Origin of the sequence: Microbacterium sp. IO18, assembly GCF_049099505.1 — a bacterium.
Taxonomy (GTDB): domain Bacteria; phylum Actinomycetota; class Actinomycetes; order Actinomycetales; family Microbacteriaceae; genus Microbacterium; species Microbacterium aurugineum.
Window position 1 is genome coordinate 1,954,200 of sequence record NZ_JBMJAF010000001.1, and the last position, 25,683, is coordinate 1,979,882.

General features: G+C 69.4%; 22 protein-coding genes. 5 read left to right on the forward strand and 17 right to left on the reverse strand.

The window, feature by feature from the left end:
- Nucleotides 1-54: 54 nt before the first annotated feature.
- The gene (locus ACLF6J_RS09400; protein WP_134352788.1) at nt 55-897 is read left to right on the forward strand and encodes an alpha/beta fold hydrolase; all 843 of its coding nucleotides are present in this window, start codon (nt 55-57) and stop codon (nt 895-897) included.
- A 72-nt stretch (nt 898-969) separates the two neighbouring features.
- Here the strand turns inward: ACLF6J_RS09400 and ACLF6J_RS09405 are convergent, their stop codons facing one another.
- The 16 genes from ACLF6J_RS09405 to ACLF6J_RS09480 form a co-directional block, all read right to left on the reverse strand.
- Nucleotides 970-3,024, reverse strand: coding sequence for an iron ABC transporter permease (locus ACLF6J_RS09405; protein ID WP_134353933.1), 2,055 nt, complete (start codon nt 3,022-3,024; stop codon nt 970-972).
- A gap of 32 nt (nt 3,025-3,056) precedes the next feature.
- Complete coding sequence (locus ACLF6J_RS09410; RefSeq protein ID WP_134352787.1) at nt 3,057-4,088, reverse strand: iron-siderophore ABC transporter substrate-binding protein; 1,032 nt, start codon at nt 4,086-4,088, stop codon at nt 3,057-3,059.
- 31 nt (nt 4,089-4,119) lie between these two features.
- Nucleotides 4,120-4,950 (reverse strand): ABC transporter ATP-binding protein, encoded by an 831-nt coding sequence (locus ACLF6J_RS09415; protein WP_134353932.1) that lies wholly within the window; start codon nt 4,948-4,950, stop codon nt 4,120-4,122.
- 4 nt (nt 4,951-4,954) lie between these two features.
- Nucleotides 4,955-5,917, reverse strand: a complete 963-nt coding sequence (locus ACLF6J_RS09420; RefSeq protein WP_134352786.1) for a siderophore-interacting protein — start codon at nt 5,915-5,917, stop codon at nt 4,955-4,957.
- Nucleotides 5,907-6,707 carry an ABC transporter ATP-binding protein gene (locus tag ACLF6J_RS09425; RefSeq protein WP_134352785.1) on the reverse strand — a complete coding sequence of 267 codons (801 nt, stop codon included), beginning with the start codon at nt 6,705-6,707 and terminating at the stop codon, nt 5,907-5,909. Before ACLF6J_RS09425 ends, ACLF6J_RS09420 begins: the two co-directional genes overlap by 11 nt.
- Nucleotides 6,704-7,786 (reverse strand): FecCD family ABC transporter permease, encoded by a 1,083-nt coding sequence (locus ACLF6J_RS09430; protein WP_052193652.1) that lies wholly within the window; start codon nt 7,784-7,786, stop codon nt 6,704-6,706. The genes ACLF6J_RS09425 and ACLF6J_RS09430 overlap by 4 nt, the downstream gene beginning before the upstream one ends.
- On the reverse strand, nt 7,783-8,826 hold the full coding sequence (locus ACLF6J_RS09435; RefSeq protein WP_134352784.1) for a FecCD family ABC transporter permease: 1,044 nt from the start codon (nt 8,824-8,826) through the stop codon (nt 7,783-7,785). The genes ACLF6J_RS09430 and ACLF6J_RS09435 overlap by 4 nt, the downstream gene beginning before the upstream one ends.
- A gap of 33 nt (nt 8,827-8,859) precedes the next feature.
- Nucleotides 8,860-9,885: an iron-siderophore ABC transporter substrate-binding protein gene (locus tag ACLF6J_RS09440; RefSeq protein WP_047523281.1), complete on the reverse strand. Its 1,026-nt coding sequence runs from the start codon at nt 9,883-9,885 to the stop codon at nt 8,860-8,862.
- Nucleotides 9,886-10,127: 242 nt separating this feature from the next.
- Entirely contained in the window at nt 10,128-10,331 is a 204-nt protein-coding gene (locus ACLF6J_RS09445) for a cold-shock protein (RefSeq protein WP_017831237.1), read from the reverse strand.
- 74 nt (nt 10,332-10,405) lie between these two features.
- Nucleotides 10,406-13,285, reverse strand: a complete 2,880-nt coding sequence (locus ACLF6J_RS09450; RefSeq protein WP_166804688.1) for a helix-turn-helix transcriptional regulator — start codon at nt 13,283-13,285, stop codon at nt 10,406-10,408.
- A gap of 68 nt (nt 13,286-13,353) precedes the next feature.
- Nucleotides 13,354-13,584, reverse strand: coding sequence for a hypothetical protein (locus ACLF6J_RS09455; RefSeq protein ID WP_166804687.1), 231 nt, complete (start codon nt 13,582-13,584; stop codon nt 13,354-13,356).
- A gap of 109 nt (nt 13,585-13,693) precedes the next feature.
- Complete coding sequence (locus ACLF6J_RS09460; protein ID WP_134352782.1) at nt 13,694-14,752, reverse strand: DUF998 domain-containing protein; 1,059 nt, start codon at nt 14,750-14,752, stop codon at nt 13,694-13,696.
- Between the two features lie 71 nt (nt 14,753-14,823).
- Nucleotides 14,824-16,374, reverse strand: a complete 1,551-nt coding sequence (locus ACLF6J_RS09465) for a hydantoinase/oxoprolinase N-terminal domain-containing protein (RefSeq protein WP_134352781.1) — start codon at nt 16,372-16,374, stop codon at nt 14,824-14,826.
- Entirely contained in the window at nt 16,374-17,522 is a 1,149-nt protein-coding gene (locus tag ACLF6J_RS09470; protein WP_134352780.1) for a DUF917 domain-containing protein, read from the reverse strand. The genes ACLF6J_RS09465 and ACLF6J_RS09470 overlap by 1 nt, the downstream gene beginning before the upstream one ends.
- Nucleotides 17,519-18,832, reverse strand: a complete 1,314-nt coding sequence (locus tag ACLF6J_RS09475) for a cytosine permease (protein ID WP_244093572.1) — start codon at nt 18,830-18,832, stop codon at nt 17,519-17,521. The genes ACLF6J_RS09470 and ACLF6J_RS09475 overlap by 4 nt, the downstream gene beginning before the upstream one ends.
- A gap of 187 nt (nt 18,833-19,019) precedes the next feature.
- Nucleotides 19,020-19,601 carry a TetR/AcrR family transcriptional regulator gene (locus tag ACLF6J_RS09480; protein ID WP_166804686.1) on the reverse strand — a complete coding sequence of 194 codons (582 nt, stop codon included), beginning with the start codon at nt 19,599-19,601 and terminating at the stop codon, nt 19,020-19,022.
- Between the two features lie 94 nt (nt 19,602-19,695).
- Here ACLF6J_RS09480 and ACLF6J_RS09485 point away from each other — a divergent pair, with 94 nt between their 5' ends.
- The 4 genes from ACLF6J_RS09485 (at nt 19,696) to ACLF6J_RS09500 (ending at nt 25,264) form a co-directional block, all read left to right on the forward strand.
- Nucleotides 19,696-20,733, forward strand: a complete 1,038-nt coding sequence (locus tag ACLF6J_RS09485; protein WP_047523288.1) for an FUSC family protein — start codon at nt 19,696-19,698, stop codon at nt 20,731-20,733.
- Between the two features lie 89 nt (nt 20,734-20,822).
- Nucleotides 20,823-21,491, forward strand: a complete 669-nt coding sequence (locus tag ACLF6J_RS09490; RefSeq protein WP_134352778.1) for a DNA alkylation repair protein — start codon at nt 20,823-20,825, stop codon at nt 21,489-21,491.
- A 256-nt stretch (nt 21,492-21,747) separates the two neighbouring features.
- Nucleotides 21,748-22,461, forward strand: coding sequence for a purine-nucleoside phosphorylase (deoD, locus tag ACLF6J_RS09495; RefSeq protein WP_134352777.1), 714 nt, complete (start codon nt 21,748-21,750; stop codon nt 22,459-22,461).
- A gap of 268 nt (nt 22,462-22,729) precedes the next feature.
- Nucleotides 22,730-25,264, forward strand: coding sequence for a DEAD/DEAH box helicase (locus ACLF6J_RS09500; RefSeq protein ID WP_421076858.1), 2,535 nt, complete (start codon nt 22,730-22,732; stop codon nt 25,262-25,264).
- A gap of 13 nt (nt 25,265-25,277) precedes the next feature.
- Here ACLF6J_RS09500 and ACLF6J_RS09505 read toward each other — a convergent pair whose 3' ends face one another.
- Entirely contained in the window at nt 25,278-25,667 is a 390-nt protein-coding gene (locus ACLF6J_RS09505) for a VOC family protein (protein ID WP_134352775.1), read from the reverse strand.
- Nucleotides 25,668-25,683: the final 16 nt, after the last annotated feature.

Here is a 25,683-nt window from a genome sequence, read left to right on the forward strand (position 1 = left end):
TGAACACATCGAGCGAGAACGACCGTTCTCCTCTCAACCGAAAGGACCCGGATCATGGGCTACATCACCGTCGGAAACGAGAACAGCACCCCGATCGAGCTCTACTACGAAGACCAGGGATCGGGTCAGCCCGTCGTCCTGATCCACGGGTATCCGCTCGACGGACACAGCTGGGAGCGTCAGACCCGCGAGCTGCTCGCCCAGGGCTACCGGGTCATCACCTACGATCGGCGCGGCTTCGGCGGATCCTCCAAGGTCAACGTCGGCTACGACTACGACACGTTCGCCGCCGACCTCAACACCGTGCTCGAAACCCTCGATCTGCGTGACGTCGTGCTCGTCGGCTTCTCGATGGGCACCGGAGAGCTCGCGCGCTACGTCGCCACGTACGGCCACGACCGCGTCGCGAAGCTCGCCTTCCTCGCCTCGCTCGAGCCCTTCCTCGTGCAGCGCGACGACAACCCCGAGGGCGTGCCGCAGGAGGTCTTCGACGGCATCGAGGCCGCCGCCAAGGGCGACCGCTTCGCGTGGTTCACCGACTTCTACGAGAACTTCTACAACCTCGACGAGAACCTGGGCTCGCGCATCAGCGAGCAGGCCGTCACCGGCAGCTGGAACGTCGCGATCGGCAGCGCCCCCGTCGCCGCCTACGCGGTCGTCTCGTCCTGGATCGAGGACTTCCGTGGGGACGTCGAGGCCGTGCGCGCCGCCGCCAAGCCCACACTGATCCTGCACGGCACGAAGGACAACATCCTCCCGATCGACGCGACGGCGCGCCGTTTCCACCAGGCGGTGCCGGATGCCGACTATGTCGAGGTCGAGGGAGCCCCGCACGGTCTGCTCTGGACCCACGCCGACGAGGTCAACGCGGCACTGAAGGACTTCCTCCAGAAGTAACCCCCGCCCGAATCGCGCATATGGCCTCATCCCGTCAGGGAATGGGGCCATTTGCGCGATTCGAAGCCGGGCCTACGCGTCGCGCGAGCGCCAGAGCAGCCAGACGAAGTACGGGGCTCCGATCAGCGCCACCACGAGTCCAGCGGGAAGTTGCGCGGGGGCGATGACGGTGCGCCCGATCGTGTCCGCGACCCCCACCAACAGACCTCCCAGCAGCACGGCGACGGGAATCACCCTGGCGTGCGTGGCCCCGACGAGCGCTCGTGCCGCGTGCGGAGCGACGAGTCCCACGAAGCCGATCACGCCGATCGCCGTCACGCTGAGCGCTGCGAGCACCGCCGCCACGACCAGCAGCGTCAGACGCACGGGCTCGAGGCGGATGCCGACGAGCCTCGGGGTGTCCTCATCGAGGGATAGCACGTCGAGCTCGCGACGGCTCATCACCACGAACGGCAGCGCGATCGCCAGCACGATCGCGAGGGGCAGCACCTGATCCCACGCTCGGCCGTACGTCGTGCCCGAAAGCCAGGTGTAGATCTTCGGGGTGTCCCAGGGGTTCGACCGCAGCAGGAAGAACGTCGTGAGCGACACCGAGAAGTACGAGACGCCGATGCCGATCAGCAGGAACCGGTCGGCGTTCAACCCGCCGCGCCACGACAGCAGATAGACGAGGGCGAAGGCGAGCAGCGCCCCGGCGACGGCGCCCGCGATCATGCCCGCAGTGGACGAGACGGCGCTCGTGATGACGAGCACGGCACCGAGTCCGGCACCGCCCGTGACACCGAGGATGCTCGGGTCGGCCAGCGGGTTCCGACTCACCCCCTGGATGATGGTGCCGGACAGCGCGAGCGCCCCACCGGCGACGAGCGCGGCCACGATGCGCGGCGCGCGTTCGTCCAACGCGAAGGCGATCACCGGCGGCGCCTCGCCCTGCAGCCACAGCGCGATGTCGCCGGTCAGCAGCCATGTGTGCCCGGCGAGCAGGCCGAGGAGCAGCACCCCGACCACCCCGAGCACCACGACGGCCAGGGCGATGCGGAACCGCAGCCGGCTGCGCACTCCGAACCGCACCCGCGGAGGCTGCCGTGTGGGACCGGCGTCGCGCAGACGCCGTGCCATGAGCACCAGCACGATCGCTCCGAGGAGTGTCGTCGCGACTCCGGTCGGGATGAGGATCGCCGCCTCGGCCCCGATGATCGCTCGCAGCAGAGCATCCGAGAGGATCACGACGATCGCGCCGAGCAACCCGGCCGCGGGGATCAAGAGCAGGTGGCGGTTCAGGCTCGGCACGACCCGCGACAGCAGGCGGGCGAGCACGGGCGCGCACAGTCCGACGAAACCCATCGGCCCCGCGAGCGTCACCGACACCGCGGTGAGCGTGACGGCGAGCAGGATGCCGATGGCCCGCGTCGAGCGGATCGGCACGCCCAGCGACGATGCCGTGTCGTCGCCGAGCGCCAGGATGTCGAGCCGCCGTGCCAGCAACAGCGCCGCCCCGGTCACCACGACCACGACCGGGGCCGCCTGGAGGAACGCGGTCAGGCCGAGCTGGGACAGGCTGCCGCTTCCCCACGCGAGCAGACCCTTCGTCTCCTCGTCGAACAGGATGAGCAGGGTCGAGGTGCAGGCCTGGAACGCGAGGGCGAGGGCAGTCCCGGCGAGGATCAGCCGCGTGGTGGACGAGCCCGCACCGCCTGCGAGTCCGAGCACGATCCCCGCGGCGAAGAGGCCGCCGGCGAACGCGACGGCGCCCGACGCCCACACCGGCACCGCGATGCCGAACGCCGCGAGCGCCGTGACCGCGAGGTACGAGCCGGCTGTCACGCCCAGGGTGTCCGGCGAGGCCAGGGCGTTGCGAGCGAGCGACTGGAGGAGGATGCCCGCCACGCCCAGCGCCACGCCCACGGCGATGCCCGCGGCCAGGCGCGGCACCCGCGAGCCCCACAGCACGTCCGGGTCGGCGAACACGGCACCGCTCGTGCCCTGGGTGAGATGCCAGCAGGCCACCGCGAAGAGCACCACGGCGAGGGCCACGAGAGCCCCGATGCCCGTGAGCAGAGCGTGCGGTCGGCGTCCCTCCGCCTCGTCGGGCGCGACGACGGGCGCCGGATGCGCCGGCTTCGTCATCGCCGCCGCGTCGTCGAGGCGAAGGGCTCCCGTCACTTCGAGAGCACCTCGACGTAGCCGTCGATGATCTGCTGGGTCGAGCGCGGTCCGCCGAACGTCCAGATCCCGGCAGGGAACGCGGTGAGGCGGTCATCGGCGACGGCGGGCAGCGAGGTCCAGGCCGGGTTGCCCTGCAGAGCGTCGATGAAGCTCTCCGACTCGGGGTCCTCCGTGCCCGTGTAGAACAGGTTGGCGTCGCCGACCGTGGTCATGCCTTCGACATCGGTCTGTCCGAGGCCGTAGGTGGGGTCGACCTCGCCGGTCCACGCGTTCTCGAGACCGAGCTTCTCGCCGATCTCACCCACAAGCGAGCCCTGGCCGAACGGGCGCAGAGCGACGTTGCCGCCGTCGACCCAGCCGTCGAAGAACACGAACTCCTTCGTGGGCACATCCAGATCGGCGAGTTCGGCCGAGGCCGCGTCGAGGTGCTCCTGGAACTCGTCGGCGACCACCGCAGCGCGCTCCTCGCGTCCGGTCACCTGGGCGATGAGGTCGAGCGTCCCGAGCATCTTCGCGATGGGGTCGGCGGCATCCGCACCGACGGTCGCGAGCACCGGCACGTCGTAGGCCTCGAGCTGGGAGACGATGGGGTCGTCCGCGGCGCTGACCTCGACGATCACGAGGTCGGGCTCGGTGCCGAACAGCGTCTCCAGGTTCGGCTCCTGCCGGGTGCCGACGTCGGTCACGCCCTCCGGGAGCTCTTCCGCGGTGACCCACGTGCTGTAGCCCTCGGCGTCGGCGACCGCGACCGGCGTGATGCACAGCGACAGCGCATCCTCGATCTGCTGCCACTCCAGCACCGCGATCCGCTCGGCGGGCTTGTCGAGCTCGACCGTGCGACCGAGGTCGTCCGTGACGGAGACGGCACCGGTCGAAGTCGCGGTGGTGTCGTCGCCGCAGCCCGCACTCGTCGAGCCCGAGGCGTCGGGGTCGGCGGCGGTGGGAGCCTGGGTCGTGCCACAGCCGGCGAGGGCCATCACGAGCACGCCACCGAGGGCGATCAGGGCGAGGGACTTCTTCTTCATTCGGTTCTTCCTCCGGGAGGTGTGAGGGGGTTCAGGATGCCGCGGGGGTGCGGTGCCGGCGGTGGTGCCGACCTCGCGGGAGCACCCGCACGAGGCCGGTCTCCTCATCGATCTCGGTGTCGATGCGCAGGCCGTAGACGGCGGAGAGGTTCTCGCCGGTCAGCACCTCGGCGGGAGTGCCGGCCGCGTGCACTCGCCCCGCGTGCAGCAGCACGACGTCGTCGGCGACGGATGCCGCGTGGTCGAGGTCGTGCAGCACGACACCGAGGGCGGTGCCGTGGTCGTCGGCGAGCTCGCGCACCAGGTCGAGCGTCTCCACCTGATAGCGCAGGTCGAGGTGGTTCGTCGGCTCGTCGAGCAGCAGCACGCCGGTCTCCTGCGCCAGCGCGGTCGCCAGCCACACGCGCTGCATTTCGCCGCCTGAGAGCTGGTCGACGGGGCGGGCAGCCATGCCGGTGAGTCCGGTCAGCTCGAGCGCCCGCGCGACGGCGGTGCGGTCGGCGTCGCTGACACCGGAGAAGCGACCCCGGTGCGGGTGACGGCCGTACGCCACGACGTCGGAGACCTCGATGCCGGAGGGATGCGGCCGCGATTGTGAGAGCATCGCGACAGTCTTCGCGAACTCCTTCGCCGAGAGGGCCGCGGCGTCGCGCGTCTCGTCACCGCCGATGCGCACACTCCCCGCCTCGATGCGGTGCAGGCGGGCGAGCGCGCGCAGGACGGTCGACTTGCCGCTGCCGTTGGGGCCGATGAGAGCCGTCACCCTTCCGGGGGCGAGGCGCAGCGAGACATCGTGCACCACCCGGGCACGACCGTATCCGAGCACGAGGGATTCGCCCTGCAGGGCGTGGGTCTGCGTCATCATGTCAGCCCCGCATCGCGACACCGCGGCGCCAGTAGCCCATGAAGGCCACCTGCCCGCGGTCGATGCCGAGGTCCTTCACGAGGTGTCGGCGCAGGGTGGTGACCACGCCGCTCTCCCCCGCGATCCAGAAGTAGCGCTCAGCCGGGGCATCAGCGGCGGCGATCTCCTCACCGAGGCCGGAGTACGCCGGCGTCTCCCACAGCAGGTCCTCGCCGTCGATGTCCTTCACGCGGATCTCGTCCGAGGCGTCGGCGTCGCCGAGGTAGCCGAGGACCGCAGGGATCAGGTGCAGGCCGTGCGGCTCACCGGCGTCGCGCGGCAGCCAGTGCACCTCGACACCGGTCGGTGCATCGATGCGCAGCACGTCGGCCGGAGTCGGCACCTCGATGAACGCGACACCGCGCAGCCCGCGAGGGGCGTCCTCCAGGATGCGGGCGATCGCCGGGGCCGCCGTCTCATCCCCCGCGAGCACGACCGAAGGGGCACGTCCGGGGTGGAACTCGGCACCGCCGTGCATATCGACGCCGAGGCCGCGACGCGGTCCGACGAGGTACAGCTCCTGCCCGACCGCGGCCTGGTCCGCCCACAGCGACGCGGGGCCGGTCAGACCCGGCTCGAGGTGCAGCACGAAGTCGACGTCGACCTCGGTCCCGGTCTCGTCGTCGACCCGGAGGTCCCGCACCGAGTAGGTGCGCATCGAGCCGCGCTCCTCTTCCGGCACCGCCAGGAACGCCTGCCACCAGTTGTCCGACGCGCGGTCGAGCTCGGGCAGCACCCCGGATGCCGGCGGGAAGACCAGCTTGATGCGGCTGTCGAACACCTCGCCCGGGGTCCCGAACTCGTACAGGTCGTCCCCGCCGAAGGTCACCCGCACGAACGAGGGCGAGACCCGGACCACGGCGCGCACCTCGGCGCGGGTGAGGATGTAAGTCGGACGCTCGGTCGTGGTCGTCTCAGCGGACATGATGCCTCCCGATGGGTGTGACCATCGGCGTACCGGAGACCGGGTCGATGGTGATCTGATTGGCGAGGCCGAAGACCTCTTCGACGAGGTCGGCGGTGACGACCTCGTGCGGGGCTCCCGCTGCATGCACCCTGCCGTCCTTCATGGCGACCAGTTCGTCGGCGTAGCGGGCGGCGAGGTTGAGGTCGTGCAGCACCATGACGATGGTCGTGCCGCGTGACACGCTCAGGTCGGTCAGCAGGTCCAGCACCTCGACCTGGTGCGCGACGTCCAGGAACGTGGTCGGCTCGTCGAGCAGCAGGATGTCCGTCTCCTGCGCGAGAGCCATCGCGATCCAGACGCGCTGCCGCTGTCCGCCCGAGAGCTCGTCCACGCTGCGGTCGGCGAGATCGGAGATGCCGGTCGCATCGAGCGCGTCCGCCACGACCTCGTAATCGTGCGCGCTCCACCGCGCGAGCATCTTCTGGTGCGGGTGTCGCCCTCGACCGACCAGGTCGGCGACCGCGATCCCCTCGGGCGCGATGGGCGATTGCGGCAGGAGACCGAGGATCCGCGCGACCTCCTTGGTCGGACGCGAGTGCACCGAGGCGCCGTCGAGCACGATCTGCCCCTCGGTCGGCGAGAGCAGGCGGGCCAACGAGCGCAGCAGCGTCGACTTGCCGCAGCCGTTCGCGCCGACGATCGCAGTGATGCGTCCGGGAGCGATCTGCAGGTCGAGCCCGTCGATGACGGTGCGGTCGCCGTACGCGAGCGTCACCCCCTCGGCCGACAAGCTGTGCGAGACGGTCATAGCGAACCCCCGGAGCGGTTGGTGCGGATGAGCAGATAGATCAGGTACGGCGCGCCGACCACGCCGGTGATGACGCCGACGGGGTAGCGGGTGCCGAAGGCGAACTGGCCGATCAGGTCGCCGGCGAGCACGAGCACGGCGCCGACGAAGGCCGACGGCAGGAGCAGGTTCGCCCCGGGCCCGGTGATGCGGGCGGCGATGGGTCCCGCCATGAACGCGACGAAGGCGATGGGGCCGGTGGCCGCGGTCGCGAACGCGAGCAGCGCGACCGCGCCGAGGATGAGCAGCAGGCGTGTGGCGTCGACGCGGACACCGAGTCCGGCGGCGGAGTCGTCACCGAGCCGGAGAGTCCCCAGCGCGCGACCCTGCGACAGCATCAGCGGCACGATGATCACCGCGGCGATCGCCATCGGCAGCACCCGCTCCCAGGACGCGTTGTTCAGGCTTCCCGTCAGCCACTGCATCGCGGTCTGGATGTCCCAGTTCGCCGCACGGGAGAGCAGGTACGAGATGACGCTCTGCAGCATCGCCGCGACGCCGATGCCGATCAGGATCAAGCGGGTGCCGGCGAAGCCGCCCTTGATCGAGAGCAGATAGATCGCCAGGGCCGTGAGCACCGCGCCGGCGAGCGCGAGCGCGGAGACGACCGGGCCGTTGACCGACAGCACGATGATGCCGAACACGGCCGCGGCGCCGGCACCGTTCGAGATGCCGATGATGTCGGGCGAGGCGAGCGGATTGCGCAGCATCGTCTGGAAGCAGACGCCCGCCATGCCGAACGCGATCCCGGTGAGGACGGCGAGCACCGCCCGCGGCAGTCGCAGGTCGCCGACGGTGAAGGAGGCGCCGGGCACGCTCTCACCGAGGATCACGCGGATCACCTCGTCCGGTGTGTAGAACGTGTTGCCCACCATCAGAGCGATCGCGAAGAGGGCGAAGACCAGGACTCCGAGGACGATCGTGGCCGTCGCGTGGCGACGGTGGCGCGAGCGACGCCCTGCGACGATCCGGGCGATCCGCGCGGATGCGGACTCCTCGTCGCGGGCGAGGGTGTGTTCCGTGTGCTCGGTCGTGGTCACAGCTCACGCACCTTCTGCCGACGGACGATCCAGATGAAGAACGGGGCGCCGATGATGGCGGTGATGATGCCCACCTGGATCTCCTCGGAGGAGGGAGCGATCACGCGACCGACGATGTCGCTCGCCGTCAGGAGTGCGGCACCGGCGATGGCCGAGAACGGGAGCAGCCACCGGTGGTCGGTGCCGACCAGGAGCCGGCACATGTGCGGGATCACGAGGCCGACGAACCCGATAGGTCCGGCGATCGCGGTCGCGGCACCCGCGAGGATCACCGCACCCAGCGCCGAGATCATGCGGGTGCGGAGCACATGTTCGCCGAGTCCCTTCGCCATGTCGTCGCCGAGGGCGAGCGAGTTCATGCCGCGCGCGCTCAGGAAGCAGATGAGGGCGCCGAGCGCGAGGACGGGAGCGGTGATCGCGATCCGCGGCCACTCCGCCCCACCGACACCGCCGATCTGCCACGACTGGAACGTCTGCATCAGGTCGACGCGCGGCAGCATGATCGCGCTGATCAGCGAGGCGAAGGCCGCCGAGGTGGCGGCCCCGGCGAGCGCGAGCTTGAGCGGCGTCGCGCCTCCGCGCCCGAGGGATCCGACGGTGTACACGAAGACGGCGGCGGCACCGGCGCCCACGATCGCGAAGGTCATCTGCCCGTAGGGGTCGGCGAGACCGAAGAACGCGATGCCGCACACCACGGCGAGCGAGGCGCCGTTCGAGACACCGAGGATGCCGGGGTCGGCGATGGGGTTCCGCGTGACCGCCTGCATGGTGGCTCCGGATAGCGCGAGTGCCGCGCCGACGAGGAGCGCGAGGACCGTACGGGGGATGCGCTTGACGATCGCGGCCTCGGCGATCGTGTCGGTGTGACCGGTGAGGGCGGCGACGATGTCGTCGAACGAGACCGCGCGCACGCCGAAGGCGATCGACATGACGCTGAGCACCAGGAGCACGACCACCCCGAGGAGGAGCCACAGGGTTCGCGCCAGCGCCGGGCGCCGCAGGTCTGCGGCACCCGGCGCGAGGACGGTCGCTGAGGTCACTGAATGCTCATTCCGCGGGAGCGGATCGAACGACTACGACGCCAGCGGGCCGGCCAGGATCGCGAAGTAGTCGCCGAGTCCCCACGGGATCGACAGCGGCGACGGGTTGGCGGACGCCGCGATCGGCGTGGCATTGGGCAGGATCGCGATGCGCCCCTCGGCGATGGCCGGGATCTTCGACAGCAGCGGATCGGCCTGCAGAGCAGCGACGGTCGAGTCGTCACCGTAGGTCACGAACAGATCCACATCGTCGAACTTCTGCGCCTCCTCGGCGCTCACCTCGAGGTTGAACAGCTCGGTGTCCTTGTTCTCCTCGACGATCGACGGGAAGGGGAGACCGAGGCTGTGCAGGAATCCGGGTCGCGTGTCCGCCGCGGTGTAGAAGCCGATCGTGCTGAGGTCGCTCGGGTCGAAGTACGCGAAGAGGACCTTCTTGTCCTTCAGGACGCTGTGCTCGTCGAGGGCGGCTTCGGACTCGGCATGCAGCTCTTCGATCAGGGCCTTGCCTTCGTCCTCGAGCCCGAGAGCTTTCGAGTTCATCTCGACCATCTCATCCACCGAGGTGCCCCAGGCGACGTCCGGGTAGGCGACGACCGGCGCGATCTTGGAGAGGGTGTCGTACTCCTCCTGCGTCATGCCGGAGTACGAGGCGAGGATCACGTCGGGCTCGGTGTCGGCCACGGCTTCGTAGTCGATGCCGTCGGTCTCGTCGAACAGGACCGGTGTCTCGGCCCCCATCTCCTCGAGCTTCTCCTCGACCCACGGCAGCACGCCGTTGTCGTCGTCGTCCCCCCAGGTGACCTTGCTCATCCCGACCGGCACGATGCCGAGGGCCAGCGGCACCTCGTGGTTCGCCCAGGCGACGGTCGCGACCCGCTCCGGCTTCTCGGTGATCGTGGTCTCGCCGTAGACGTGCTCGATCGTGACGGGGAAGGCGTCGTCGGAGGCGGGGTTGCCCCCGGCGGAGGACGTCGACTCCGGTGCGGACGAGGCGCAGGCGGAGAGGCCGACGGCGAGCGCGGCGGCTGCGCCGAGGGCGAGGAGACGGGAGGTGCGCACAGGCGTTCCCTTCGATTCGGGGTGGGAGTGTGGCGCAGACCGCGCCCGGCATTGGTAAGCCTCGCCTAATCTAACACGGAGGTTAGGGTGACCTCACCTCCGCTCCGGATTTCGAATGGCGCAACTGATCGTCTCTTTGGGCCCGGATAGAGCCATTCGCGCGATTTCGAAGGCGCCGTGGGTACGAAAAAAACCGGCCGGATCCGTGAGGATCCGACCGGCTTCAGGAAGTCAGCGCGCGCTCAGAGAGCGCGGATGTTCGCCGCCTGCATGCCCTTGGGGCCACGCTCAGCGTCGAATTCGACCTTCTGGTTCTCGCGGAGCTCCTTGAAACCGGAGCCGGCGATAGCCGAGTAGTGGGCGAAGAGGTCGTCCGAGCCGTCATCGGGAGCGATGAAGCCGAAGCCCTTTTCCGCGTTGAACCATTTCACAGTGCCAGTGGCCATGTGTTTCTACTTTCTGTTGACTTAGCCGTTTACACGGCCTACGCCGAGTCGGAACATCCGACACGCGCGCTTTGTCACGCTACCACGGGAGACTGAGCAGCAGCACGGAACGACGGATTCTTCTGCACGAGAGCCGCTTCGGTGCGCGTGTTCACTCCGAGCTTGCGCAGAACCGCGGAGACGTGGACGCTCACCGTCTTCACGCTGATGAACAGGCGGTCGCCGATCTGTCGGTTGCTCAGGCCCTCGGCGATGAGCTCGAGCACTTGCCTCTCACGAGCGGTGAGCAGGTCGTCGCTCAGCGGCGCATCGGGGGCGCGAAGACCAGCGTCGGCGCTGAACCGCGAGACCGCCGCCTGGAGCTGCGCATTGCCCAGGGAGTCCGCCAACGCGGCGGCCTCACCGAGCACCGATGCTGCGGATGCGCGATCCCCCTCGTGCACCCGCAGGCGCGCGCTCTCGAGGCGGAGGACCGCTCGGAAGATGACCGGGACGTCTTCTCCCTCGGCGCTGCGCAGGGCGGCGTCGAGCGCATCGCCGCGCGGGTCGAGGAGGGCATCGAGGATCGTCGACCACGCATCGTTCTGCAGCGGCACGGGTTGCGCGAGCCAGGCGGCGCGGATGGCGTCGGACTCCTCCGTGACATCGGCCCCCTCGGCGCGCAGCTCGGCGATGATCGCCCCGCCCTCCAGCAGCAGCCGACGCTGGTGCAGCAACGCGGGCCGGTCGTCACGCAGCATCTCGAGGATCGCGTCGAGGGCTCCGCGGAGGTTGCCCTCGCTCTCGGCGACCGCGACCGTCATCATGACCCGGTCGTACCAGATCTGACGTTCCGAGCCACCGGTCTCCTCGAAGGCGGGCAGCCACGCCTGCAACAGCTCTGCGGCCTCGGCCGATCTTCCGCGCCAGGCCAGCACCCGCACGCGCGTCATGCTCATGTACATGCGGAACACGCGCAGGGTCCCCTGCACGAAGTCACGCGCCAGCATCTCCTCGACCCGTGCGATCTCTCCGAGTTCGAGCAGGGGGACGACCATGTTCTGCGCCATGATCGACCCCGAGGTGCGCTCGACCCGGAGCTCACGCGCACGCTGCAGGCCCTCTTCTGCGACCTCGACCGCCTCACGGTAGCGGCCCAGCAACGTGAGCAGGTCGGAGTAGTTCACGCGGTAACGCATCTCGGCGGTCGTCCCCGTCGCGAGCACACGCGCACGCTCGTACTCGCGTACCCCCTCCTCGATGTGTCCCAGATGGGCGAGGGACCCACCGCGCACGTTCGCGGCGATCGACAGCTGATCCGTGGATTCGGCGCCGGCAGCACTGCGCTCGGCCTCGTCCGCGAGCCGGATCGCCTCCTCACGGTCGCCCGCGATCATGCGTCTGCTCGCGAGCTGGTTGAGGAGTTCGGCGCGGAAGACGTCGTCATGCACGTGCTCGTCGGCGATGGTCAGAGCCTGCTGCAGGAGCGGTATCGCTCCCAGACGCCCGAGGTTGACCAGGTACAGCGCCTTGTTGCGCAGCAGCCGCGCGTGCAGCCGCGGGTCGACCGTCTTCGGGTCGACCTCGGCGAGGGCGACGTTCGCTACGGCGAGGGCCCGGTCTCCGTCACCGGCGTTGCGCAGGATCGAACCGAGCACCAGGAGCAGGTCCAGGCGCTCGATGCGCGCTGCGTCGGCCGCGTCGGGCACGAGCGGCCACAGCTCCAGCGCCAGCTCACCGAAGCGGGCCGCGCTCGCGAACGCATACTGTGCCTTCGCCTGCCGCATGGCATCGGCGGCGGCGATGAGAGCCTTCCGATCGTCTTGTGCGAGTTGCCAGTGGTAGGCGAGCGCCGCGGCATCGCTGGTGTCCGACTCCGCGCACTGCGCCTCGAGCGCCTCGGCGTAGGCACGGTGCAGCCGCGCCCGTTCACCGGGGAGCAGGTCGTCGTGCACGGCCTCGCGCAGCAGCGCGTGGCGGAAGCGATAGTCGTCGTCGCCCACGACCAGGATTCCGCTGCGGGTCGCCTCGCGGATCGCGTCATCGAGCCGCTGCTCCGGCAGGCCGACGAGACTCGTGATGAGCGGGTGCGACAACGGACGCTCGGCCCCGGAGACGACCTGCACGACGTGTCGCGCATCGTCGCTCAGCCTGTCGAAGCGGGCGAGCAGCAGGTCACGGAGCCCATCGGGGAGCGGGCCGTTCGTGCATCCGGCGATCTCCTCGATGAAGAAGGGGACGCCCTCCGCCCTCTCCTGCATACGGTCGAGCGCGCTCTCGGTGAGCGCGCGGCCGGTGATCTGCTCCGCCAGCTCGCGGACGGCGGAGGCGTCGAGCCGGGCAAGGGTCACGCGGTCGAGCAGCCGCGCGCGCGTCGCCTCTCCGATGAACCGACTCACCGCATCGCCGCGCCGCACGTCGTCGCTGCGGCAGCTGAGGAGCAACAGGATGCGGCCGCGACCCAACGCCCGCAGCAGGAAGGAGAGGATGGCGAGCGTCGACTCATCCGCCCAGTGCAGGTCTTCGACCACGAGCACCTGAGGAGCGCGCTCGGCCGCCGCCTCGATGAGGGAGGCGATCGCGTCTCTCAGCCGCTCGGGACTGGTGCGGTCACGATCGGTCGGGGTGTCGACGAGTTCGGGGAGCAGCATGCCGAGGGCCTCCGCCCCGACTCCCACCGAGTCGCGCACCCTGTCGACGCCCATGCGCGTGACGATCGAGCGCAGGATGCCGGTCAACGGACCGTACGGCGTGCGCGAGGCACCGAGGTCGAGACACCAGCCCACGTGCACGTCGGCGGTCTGCTCGATCTCGGCGGCGAACTCGCGCAGCAGACGCGACTTGCCGATCCCGGCCTCTCCCTCCACGAGCAGGGCCGCAGGCACGCCGTCGCGCACACCGGCGAACGACCGGCGCACCTCGGTCAGCTCGGCCTCGCGGCCGACCATCGCAGCGCTCGACGGGGAAAGGGGCATGGATTCATCGTCCCACCCCGGACCGACATTCGGCACGGCCTGCAACGCGCGCTTCGCGAGGACGCCGCTCACTGCGCGGGAGCTGCCGCTGCGTCGCACCGAGCGGACGTGGGTGGCGTCGCCGACCGCTGCCGGGCGCTGCCGAACGCGCGGCGCAGCATGCGTCGGACGGCTCCCTCCGGACGCGGCCGGATCTGGTCGGCGTGCTCGATGAGGAAGAGGCGTCGGGCGGCGGCACGCTCCATCTGCTCCTGGTCGTGCCGGGTGAGCTGTTCGCTGAGATACGGGTGCTCGTACATGGGGTTCTCCTCGATGGTTCTGCGTATCCCTAGAGTCCGCTCTGCGGGCGCCCCTCGACATCGGGCAGATGCCCTATCTTTCGGATTCCGGTGTCTAGGGATGCCGGCACTACGCGTGCCGGGTGGGCATCAGGGAAGTGCGCGCCGAAGGGCGGGAGGTGTCCGGCGTGAGGATTGCGAGCACACGCACGAGGGTCGCCATCCACAGCAGTCCGAGCCCGACGACGATGGCTTCGACGGCGGTGGTCGAGTACAGCCCGAACGGGACCCACAGCACGATCGCGACCGCGAGGAGGAGGCCCACCCCGATCGACGTGATCAGCAGAGCGCGTGGCCGCCCGGGGATCGATGCCACGGTGGTGGCCGCCGCCACGGCGAACAGCACGAGAGTGGCGAAGGCGGCGATGTCGTGCGGGAGCGGCACCCGGTGCAGCGGCAGCAGCCCGACCGCGGCGAGTGCGACGCCCGTCGCCGCCCATGCCCCGACCACGACGGCGAGACGAGGGAGGGCGGCATCGCCGAGGAGGCGGTGCAGGTCGCGGCCGATGTACGACCCCACGGTCGCGACGAGGAGGCCGGCGACCAGGAGGGTTCCGTTGAAAGCCCACGACCCGGAGCCCAGCTGCGAGAAGTTCTCCTCCCACCATCGCGGATCGGCCGCCGTGACCATGGCGAAGAGCGTGCCGATCACGAGGAACCCGAACAGGAGCGCGGCGAGATCGACCGTGCGAAGGTCGACACCGGCCCCGAACGCGAAGCGCCCACCGACGGCCGAGGCCACCCCGGTGAGGAGCCCACCTCCGATCGCGGCGAGCTGCAGCCCCTGAAGACCCGCCGCCAGAACCTCGGCGGTCAGCAGCACGCCCATCATCGTGACGACTCCGAACGCGACGGTCAGGGCGATCGACGAGAGGTCGGACACCACCGCCTGCCAGCGCGGCATGGGCGCCGTCTCCCCTCGGCGGTGCATCAGCGTGCTCGTGAGGAAGGCTGCCGCGGCGATCACCCCCGCGATCACCGCGGCCGGCATCGCGAGGGCTTCCGTGCCCGTGAGCGGGCGCGCGGCGGGACCCAGGATCAAGATGCCGGCGATCGTGCCGAGGACGAAGCAGATCACGGTCGCCCAGACCGCCGTGGTCTCGCCGCGCAGCCTCGCGTCCTGATCCATGCGCCCATGCAAGCACGCACCTATGACGGAAGGAACCCCCGCTCTTCCGAGGTCGTTCCGCCCACAGCGTCTCAGGCCGCCAGGCGACCGACCGCTCTGGCGCGGATGAGCACGGCCGTGCCGTCGGAGTACGCCACCGGCAGCTCCTCCACCGCGACGACCTCGATCGTCGCCGGGTCCGCGCCCGCAAGTCGCGCTCGCTCGGTCGCCTCCGCGGCGGCGTCCGCACGGGAGGCCCGTCGGTCGGACGGGTCGACCCGGTAGATCTTCTCGACCTGCCCGGCGACCTCGCCGAGGGCCGCGCCCACCGCGTTCGCCGCGCCGAAGTGGTCGGGGCGGATCAGTTCGGTGACGCCGTCGAGCTCGGTCGGCGCGATGATGCCGCCACCCCCGACCAGGATGACCGGGACCGGTGCGGCGTTCGGCTTCATCCGGTCGATCGAGTCCTCGAGGATCTCGCGCATCGCACTCCAGGCCGCGGCGCCGACCGCCTCAGGAACAGCGGGCGCCTCGAGTCCGTCGATCCCGGCCCCTCCGACCGCGAGCGCGATGTCGGTGGCCGTGAGGGTGTCCCCTCCGAAGGCCAGGCCCTCCTGAGGAAGCCGATAGCCGACACTGTCGGGGCCGACCGTCGTGCCCGCCTCGGTCTCGCGGATGATCGTGCCGCCGCCGAGTCCGACCGACAGCACGTCGGGCATGCGGAAGTTGGTGCGGATGCCGCCGATCTCGACCGCGTGGGCCGATTGGCGGGGGAACCCGTCGACCAGCACGCCGATGTCGGTCGTGGTGCCACCGATGTCGACCACCAGGGCATCCGTCGCCCCGGAGAGGTGCGCGGCGCCGCGGATGGAGTTCGTGGGTCCGCACCCGATCGTCAGCACCGGGAACTCGAGCGCGTACTCGAGCTGCATGAGGGTGCCGTCGTTCTGGCCGAAGTAGGGCGTGGCGGGGATGCCGCGCTCGCGCAGGGCCGCCACGAAGCCTGCGGCCATCTGCCGGAGCGTCTGCATCAGCGCCGCGTTCAGCACGGTCGCGTTCTCGCGCTCGAGCAGTCCGAGCGAGCCGATGCGCGCCGACCGCGACACGGGAACACCCAGCTCCTCCGTGACGATGGTGGCGACCCGCTCCTCCTGGCTTTCGTCGATCGGGGCGAACACTCCCACGACGGCGACCGCGTCGACCTCGCCGCGCATCCGTGCACAGGCCTCGCGCACGGCATCTTCATCGATCGGGGAGAGCGCTCGGCCGTCGACCTCGAAACCGCCGGCCAGCAGGTGCGCGTGCTCACCGATCGCCGCCCGCAGATCGTCCGGCCACCCCTCCAGCGGAGGAACCGCGGTAGTGGCCGGTGCACCGAGTCGGAGGATGCCCACACGGCCGAGCCCGCGGCGCTCCACGATCGCGTTGGTGCAGTGGGTGGTGCCGAGCATGGCGTGCCCGATCAGCGCGGCATCGACGCCGGAGGCCGCGAGCACCGCGTCGATGGCCGCGGCCACGCCGTCGCCGGTGTCGGCCGTGGTCGGCCGCTTGACCGACGCGACGACGTCGAGCCGCTCGTCGAGGATGACGGCGTCGGTGTTCGTGCCGCCGACGTCGATGCCGAGGCGATACCTGCCGGCCATCACGCGGCGTCCTCGTCCGTCGTGCGCGCACCGGAGCGCTGCGCGATGTCTTCGACCGGGACCCACTCCACGTCGTACCCGAAGTGGGCGGGTCCGGCGGTCTCCAGACCGATGGACGTACGCCACTTGTCGTGGCAGGGGATCGCGACCACCGCGACCCGCGCGCCGTACCGGAGGGACTCCGTCGTGATCGGCATGCCCGTCGCCAGGTCGAGCACGGCGATCAGATCGGGGGTCACGGCCGCGAGCACGCCGTCGCGGCGTCCGAGCAGCATCTCGTTCTGGAAATCGAGCCGGAACGCACTGCCCCGGTCGGCGCCGACACCGACCAGCTCGGCCGCGCCGCGCGTGAATCCACCGTCCACGGCACGCTGCAGGTCTGCCACCTTGCCGTCGAACAGGCGCACGGCGTCGAGGTCGGCGCACAGCGCGTCGATGCGCTCATCGTCTCGAAGCTCGCGTCCGGCAGTATCCCTCCCCCGCAGGATGCGCCCGATGCGCTGAGCGAGTCCGAGAGTGCCGGGGATCGCGCACTCGCGCACGACGTCGCCGCCGTACGCGTAGTCGATCATGGTCGCCCCTCCGCCCATCTCGACGGTGACCGCCCGAGCGATGCGCTCCGACCATCCGCCATCGATCGGGCGGCTCACCACCTCATTGCCGTGATGGTCGACCAGCACGGTCGTGCCGGGTCCGTAGCCGGCCAGGTGGAAGGTGACCATCTGCGCCTCGGGGAACGCCCGACCCATCGCATCGCCGTCGACCATCGGGAGGCCAGCGAGGGCTGCGGCCGCGATCGGGATCATCGAGTTGCCGCCACCGACCTCGATCGGCATCACCGCTGTCGCCTTGCGACCCACGGCGCGCTCGATCGCGTGCAGGGCCGCGAGCAGCTCGGACTCGGCCTGGATGCGCTCCACGCTCACGGAGGGAGCGCCGATCCCTCCGATCGGGATGACGAAGTCGTCATCGCTCAGGTCTTCGACGGCGATCAGCGGGACCGGCCCGTGGAGGCGGATGAGGCGCTTGGCGATCAGCGAGCCGACGTGCGGGTCGCCGCCCCCTCCGGTGCCGAGCACGGCGGCACCGAGGGCGATCTCGTCGATGTCGGCCTCCGTGATCACGGGCGTCGTGACGACAGCGCTCATGCGCTCACCTCGTCTGCGACCGGGGCCGACGCCGACGTCACGCGGCGGCGCAGCGGCAGCAGCACGAGATACGCGACGAAACCCACGAGGAGACCGTCGAGAGCCGAGATCGACGTGAGGGTGAACCAGCCGAAGCCGGGGCCGTCCGCCGGATTCGTCGTCGCGACGGCGACGAAGATCCCGACCACCCAGGCCGCGATCGACCAGCCGTCGACCAGCGGCACGGTGGCGCCGTGCGCCCAGCGCGCCGTCTTGCGGCCTGTGAAGAACGACGCCAGGTACACACCGCCGTAGGGGGCGATGATCGTGCCGATGACGAGGATGAACTGCACGAAGTAGTCGGCAGCGCCGATCACCCCGACGACGATGCCGATGGCGCCGAGCACGATCGTGACGGCGCGACGACTCAGCCGCTCACTGATCGACGCGAACGAGAGTCCGGCCGAGTAGAGGTTGGTGGTGTTCGTGGTCCACTGCGCCAGGATCAGCACGATCACGGCGACACCGCCGAGGCCGAGCGCGAAGAAGATCGCCATCAGCTCGGTGCCGTCCATGATGCGGGCGAGCAGGATCGCGACGACCAGGATGATCGAGTTGCCGAAGAAGAACCCCACGAAGCCGGCGATCATGGCCTGCTTCGGGGTCTTCGCCCACCGCGCCATATCGGGGGCGAGCACGACGCCGAGGATGAAGATGCCCATGACGAGCGACACCGCTCCGCCGAAGGTGAAGGTGGCCTCGACCGGGGCCTGGAGACCCGCCGCACCGTTCACCGTGAATGCGACGATGACGCCGACGACCAGCAGCAGAAGCAGCAGCGGCACCGCGAGGGTGCTGAGACGGTTGATGGAGCGGTACCCCCAGAACGCGGTGATCGCCATCAGCACGCCGCCGATCGCGGTGAACACCTGCACCGGCACGTCGACCCCGGTGAACTCGGCGAACGCGATCTGCGCGTTCGCACCGAAGAATCCGGCCTGCACGGCGTACCAGCCGACCAGACTCACGGCGATCGCCAGGGCGAGGATCGCGCCGCCGATGCGGCCGAACACGGCTCGGGAGATCATCGCGGTGGAGAGCCCGGTGGCGGCGCCGACGTAGGCGCAGGCCATCGCGAGCAGTCCGAGCAGGAGGGATCCGAGCATCGTGGCACCGATCGCCGGCCAGAAGGCCATACCGGAAGCGAGAGAGACGCCGAGGAACGCCCCGGAGAGGTCGATGCCGATCGCGATCCACACGATGGCGATCGACAGCCAGCTCTTGCGCTGGTCCTGCGGCACGACACCGTGCTCATAGTCGGTGGTGGTCATCATCTTTTCCTTGAGAAGTGGCCCTGCGAGTCCGTCGGCGGGGATTCGGGTTCCCGGAATGCGGACGACTCGCAGGGCGGGTCGGGGGCGGCCTGTCTGTGCGGCCGGGTCGTGCGATGCCGGGTCGGAGTTCGTGGCTCCGCGCCGGCGAGGGGTGATGGTGTCCGCCGCATCGATGCGGCGGGGTTCATCGGGACAGGATCGTGGAGAGGTGTCGCCAGGCTTGATCGAAGCGCTCGCGGTAGATCTCGGGCGAGTAGTGGGTGAGCTGGAGGAAGAGGCCGTCCATGACCACGAACACCAGCGCCGTGAAGCCCTCGGCGTCGCCGGCGGCGAAGGTTCCTGCCGCGACACCGTCGTCATAGGTCTGGCGCACGGCAGCCGCGAGAGTCGACTCCGAGTCGAGGAAGATCTGTCGCAGCTGCTCGCCAGCGGGTCCGTACTCGGTGACCGCCGCCCTGAGGCTGAACTCGGCGAGGTCGGGTCGGTCGCGGTAGTACGCCTCGATCCCCCCGAGGATGTGGTGCAGGCGTGCGAGCGGCTCCAACGCCGAGCTGCGCTGGAGGAGCTCGTCGAAGAACGCGGTGTGATCGACCGAGACCCCGGCGTAGACCTCGGCGTACAGCGCTTCCTTGCTGGGGAAGTGTGCGTAGAGGGAGGGCGTCTTGATCCCGACGGCCTCGGCGATCTCGCGCAGGCTCGTCTCGGCGTACCCCTGGCGCGCGAAGATCGTGCGGGCCTCCGTGAGGATCGTTGCTCTGGTCATCATTTACCTAACGACTATTAGTTAGGCAGAGCGTAACCCCGCATCTCCCTGCGACGCAAGAGCCACGGGCACAGGACGTCACGACTACCGTGGAGGCATGCGCATCCCCGCCGCGATCCGCGCCTCCCAGCGCTCTCCGCTGCTGCAGGTCGTGAAGTCGGCCGCAGCGACGATCGCCGCGTGGCTCATCGCCGGATGGGTCTTCCCCGCGCAGCTGCCGGTCTTCGCCGCGATCGCCGCCCTCCTGGTCGTGCAGCCCAGCGTGAACCAGTCGCTGTCGAAGGCGCTCGAACGCAGCATCGGGGTGATCGCGGGAGTCGTGATCGCCGTCGCCCTGGGCCTGCTGTTCGGTTCGCCGACCTGGATCGTGCTGCTCGCGATCGTCGTGGCGATGCTGGTCGCGTGGGTGTTCCGCGCCTCACCGGGAACGGGCAACCAGGTCGCGATCTCGGCGATGCTGGTGCTGGCGCTGGGCTCGTCGAGTCCTGAATACGCGTTCGCGCGCATCGTGGAGACGCTGATCGGCGTGGCCATCGGCATCGTGGTGAACGCCCTCATCGTCCCTCCCGTGCTGGTCGCTCCGGCACTGCGGGATGTCAGCCTCCTCGGGCGCGAACTCGCCGCGAGCCTCGACCGACTCGCCGTCGCGCTCCCAGAACCGCAGACGCCCGCACAGCTGCAGGAACTGATGCTCGAAGTACGCCTGCTGCGGCCGATGAAGGATGCCGCGGACGCCTCCATCGCCGCCGGAGAGGAATCGCTCACGCTGAACCCTCGGCGCTCCACGCATCGCGCGGAGCTGCGGGAGATGCGGGAGCTCCTCGAGCGGCTGTCCCCCATCGTGACCCAGACGATCGGCATGACCCGGGCCTACTTCGACCACTACGACGACACGATCGGCGAGGAGCCGGCCGTGGTCGCGATCGCCGAGCAGCTGCGGCGGGCCGGGCACGACGTCCGCCTCGCGGTGCAGGTCGCCGAGGCATCGCCGGAACCCGAGACGTTGACCTCCACGATCCCCGCGCTCACCGCCCCGCTCGTGCTGCGCCCGCCGTCCTCCCAGCACTGGATCCTGATCGGCTCTCTCATGGAGGATCTGCGCCGGATCAGGGGTGAGCTCCTCGACGAGGACTGACCCGTCGGCCTTTCTCGTCGCGCAAAGTGTTGCATCCGACGCCGACTTCGGACCATTCACGCGATTCGAAAGCCGCCTACCCTGGAGACATGTCCGACGTCACCGTTGCCGAAGCCCTCGACGAACTCGCCGCGCTCGAGGATCCGAAGATGCGCGCCGCCAACGAGAAGCGCGGCGACGACCACGGGATCAACCTCAGCCGGATGCGCGCGTTGGCCAAGAAGATCAAGACGGACCAGCCTCTCGCGCAGGAGCTGTGGGCGACCGGCGAGACCTCGGCACGGCTGCTGGCCCTGCTGATCTGCCGCCCGCGCGACTTCACCGCCGATGAGCTCGACGCCATGCTGCGCGAGACCCGCCCGCCGAAGGTCAACGACTGGTTCGTGAACTACGTCGCCAAGAAGACACCGCTGGCCGAGGAACTGCGGCTGCGCTGGTTCGACGACGCCGACCCGACCGTGGCCGCCGCCGCCTGGTCGCTCACGACCGTGCGGGTGATGAAGGACGCGGACGGACTCGACCTGCCGCACCTGCTGGACCTGATCGAGCGCGACCTGAAGGATGCACCGCCACGGCTGCAGTGGGCCATGAACGAGACCCTCGCCAACATCGGCATCTTCCATCCGGAGCACCGCGCGAGGGCCCGGGCCATCGGCGAGCGTCTGCAGGTCCTCGCCGACTACCCGACCGCCCCGGGCTGCACCTCACCCTTCGCGCCACTCTGGATCGACGAACTCGTCCGACGCCGCGAGGGCTGAGGCGTCCCCGCGTGTGGGGGTGAGCCGCTCATCCTGTGGAGGCTGAGGCGCTCACGCCCTGAAGGAGAACTCACACCCTGAAGGAGAACTCCCGTTGTGAAGGAGAACTCCCGTTGTGAAGGAGAACTCACGCCCTGAAGGAGAACTCACGCTGTGAAGGTCCGCATCCGGGATCCGCTCCTTCATTCCGCGAGTTCTCCTTCACGAGCCGCGTTCGCCCGGACGGATGCGTGTGGGCGCTGGATACGCTGAGGTCATGAGCACCCACATCGCGGCAGAGCCCGGTCAGATCGCCCCCATCGTCCTGTTCCCCGGCGATCCGCTGCGGGCGAAGTGGATCGCCGAGACGTTCCTCGAGGATGCAGAACTGTACTCCGAGACGCGCGGGATGCTGGGCTTCACCGGCGCTTGGGAAGGGCACCGCGTCTCGGTCCAGGGTTCGGGGATGGGCCAGCCCTCGATGGCGATCTATGCGAACGAACTGTTCGACTCCTACGACGTGCAGACGATCGTGCGGGTCGGCTCGTGCGGAGCGCTGACCGAGGATGTGCGGATCCGCGACATCATCATCGCCAACGGCGCCAGCACGGACTCCGGCATCAACCGGGTGCGCTTCCACGGACTCGACTATGCGCCCGTGGCCGACTTCTCTCTGCTGCGCGCCGCGGTCGAGGCGAGTGAGGCCGAGACCCTCGAGTCGACCGTGCACGTGGGGCAGCTCTTCTCGAGCGACCAGTTCTACAGCACCCGACCCGAGCTCACGGAACCCTTCGTGCGGCACGGCATCCTCGGCGTCGAGATGGAGGCCGCCGGTCTCTACACGCTCGCGGCGTACTACGGTCGGCGCGCCCTCGCGATCTGCACCGTGAGCGACCACATCGTCACCGGCGAGCAGACGACCGCGCAGGAGCGCGAGCAGACCTTCGGAGACATGATCCGCATCGCGCTGCGCGCGGCAACCGGAGTCTGACCCCCACGCGACGACGGAGAACTCACGATTCGAAGGAGAACTCGCGACTCGAAGGAGAACTCGCGATTCGAAGGAGAACTCGCGATTCGAAGGAGAACTCGCGATTCGAAGGAGAACTCGCGATTCGAAGGAGCGATTCCCCGGACGAGTCCTTCGAATCGCGAGATCTCCTTCACAACAGGCGGCAGGGCGGCAGGAAGGGCGGCAGGAAGGGCGGCAGGGCGGCGGGACGAACGGACGGGATGGCGGATGGGATGATCGAGGGACCATGACTTCCTCGCCGCGGCTCGACCCCGCCATCGTTCCGGACGCCGCGGACCCGGACGCCGTCTACCTCGCATTCGTCGAATGGGCGGAGTCGACCGGCATCCGGCTGTATCCCGCGCAGGACGAGGCGGTCATCGAGATCGTCTCCGGCAACAACCTGATCCTGTCCACCCCCACCGGCACCGGGAAGTCGCTCGTCGCGATCGGCGCGCACTTCAGCGCACTGGTCGCCGGACGGCGCAGCTACTACACGGCACCGATCAAGGCACTCGTGAGCGAGAAGTTCTTCGCGCTGGTCGACGTGTTCGGGGCCGAGAACGTCGGGATGGTCACGGGCGACTCCGCGGTCAACGCCGACGCGCCCATCATCTGCTGCACAGCCGAGATCCTCGCGAACCTCTCGCTGCGCCAGGGCACCGATGCCGACGTCGGTCAGGTCGTGATGGACGAGTTCCACTTCTACGCCGACCCCGACCGCGGGTGGGCGTGGCAGGTGCCGCTGCTCGAGCTGCCGCAGGCGCAGTTCGTCCTGATGTCGGCGACCCTCGGCGATGTCACCGAACTCGCGGCGGACCTCACCCGTCGCACGGGCCGCGAGACGGCGACGGTCACCGGCGTCGAGCGCCCTGTGCCCCTGCACTTCTTCTACGAGACGACCCCGATCCACGAGACGATCGACGATCTGCTGAGCACCGGGCAGGCACCGATCTACATCGTGCACTTCTCGCAGGCGGCCGCGATGGAGCGGGCCCAGGCTCTGTCGAGCACCAAGGTCGCGACCCGCGAGCAGCGCGACGAGATCGCGGCGCTGATCGCCCAGTTCCGTTTCACGACCGCGTTCGGCAAGACCCTCTCCCGCTTCTTGCGCGCAGGGATCGGGGTGCATCACGCGGGGATGCTGCCGAAGTACCGCCGCCTAGTCGAACAGCTCGCCCAGCGCGGACTGCTGCGCGTGATCTGCGGCACCGACACGCTCGGCGTCGGCATCAACGTCCCGATCCGGACCGTGCTGCTCACTGCGCTCACGAAGTTCGACGGCTCCCGGATGCGGCAGCTCAACGCCCGCGAGTTCCACCAGATCGCCGGCCGCGCGGGCCGTGCGGGCTACGACACCGCGGGCACGGTCGTCGCGCAGGCCCCCGAGCACGAGAGCGAGAACGTCGCGGCCGTGAAGAAGGCCGGCGACGACCCGAAGAAGAAGCGCAAGATCGTCCGCAAGAAGGCCCCGGACGGTTTCGTGTCGTGGGGTGAGCCGTCGTTCCGCAAGCTCATCGACGCGGTGCCGGAGACACTGACCTCGCACATGCAGATCACGAGCGCGATGATGCTCAACGTGATCGCCCGTGGCGGCGACGTCTTCGCCAATATGCGCGCGCTGGTATATGACAACCACGAGCCGCGGAAGCGCCAGCGCGAGTTGGCGCTCCGGGCCATCGGCATCTACCGCACCCTCCGCGAATCGGGCATCGTCGAGAAGACCCCTGACGGCGACATCCGGCTCACGGTCGACCTGCAGCCGAACTTCGCGCTCAACCAGCCGCTGTCACCCTTCGCCCTCGCCGCGTTCGAGCTGCTCGACCCCGACCCGACCGCGGGCACGGGCACCGGCTCCTACGCTCTCGACATGATCTCGATCGTGGAGTCGACGCTCGACGATCCCCGTGCCGTGCTGAGCCAGCAGGAGTTCCTGGCCCGCGGCGAGGCGGTCGCCGCGATGAAGTCCGAGGGCATCGAGTACGACGAGCGGATGGAGCTGCTCGAGCAGATCACCTACCCGAAGCCGCTCGATGAGCTGCTGTCAGCCGCGTTCGAGACGTTCAGCGCGGCGCAGCCGTGGATCCGCGACTTCGAACTGCACCCCAAGTCCGTGGTGCGCGACATGTACGAGCGAGCCATGTCGTTCGGGGAATATGTCGCGTACTACAAGATCGCGCGGTCCGAGGGCGTGGTGCTGCGCTACCTCTCCGATGCCTACCGTGCGGCCTCGCAGACCATCCCCGAGGAGTTCAAGGATGAGGATCTGCGCGACCTCATCGAGTGGCTGGGCGAGTTGGTCCGCCAGGTCGACTCGAGCCTGCTCGATGAGTGGGAAGAACTGGTCGCGGGCGTCGACAACGGGCGCTTCGATCCGCATGCGCCCGACGAACCAATCGTTCCACCCGCCCCGAAGCGCCTCACGAGCAACATCCGCGCTTTCCGCATACTGGTCCGGAACGAGCTGTTCCGCCGTGTGCAGCTCGCCGCGCGGGACGACGTCGACGGGCTCGCCGAGCTCGACCCCGGTTTCGGAGCCGACGCCTGGTCCGACGCCCTCGACGGGTACTTCGCCGACCACGACGAGATCCTGACCGGCGCGGACGCCCGTAGTTCGAAGCTGCTGATCCTCGCCGAAGGGCCGACCACCTGGACCGCGCGGCACATCCTCGACGATCCCGCCGGCGACCACGACTGGGGCATCACCGCGACGATCGACCTCGCCGAGTCCGACGACGCCGGTCAGGCCGTGGTCACGGTGACCGGAGTCGACCGGCTGTAGCGGCGTCCGGTCGTCAGGCCTGCAGGACGGCGAGCACGTTGCCCGCAGGGTCGCGGAACCACGCGATGTCCGGCCCCTGACCGTTGCCGCGCACGATGCCACGCGAATCGGACGGGAACTCCTCGTCGCTGTAGATCTTGGTCTGCACCCCGCGCGCGATGAGCTCGTCCACCGCGGCGTCGACATCCGCCACCGGGAAGTTCAGGATCGTGAAGCTCGCCGGTGTGTGGTTCGGCTTCGCGTAGACGAGGATCGACCCGCCGCGGGGCAGCCGCAGGTCGAGGAACCCCATCGCGTTCACCTCGACGTCGAGGCCGAGGGTCGTGCCGTAGAACTCTTTCGCCGCATCGATGTCGTCGACGCTGAATCCGCTGAACGCGTTGTCCGCTGTGAAGGCCGCCATGACTCCAGGATCCGCC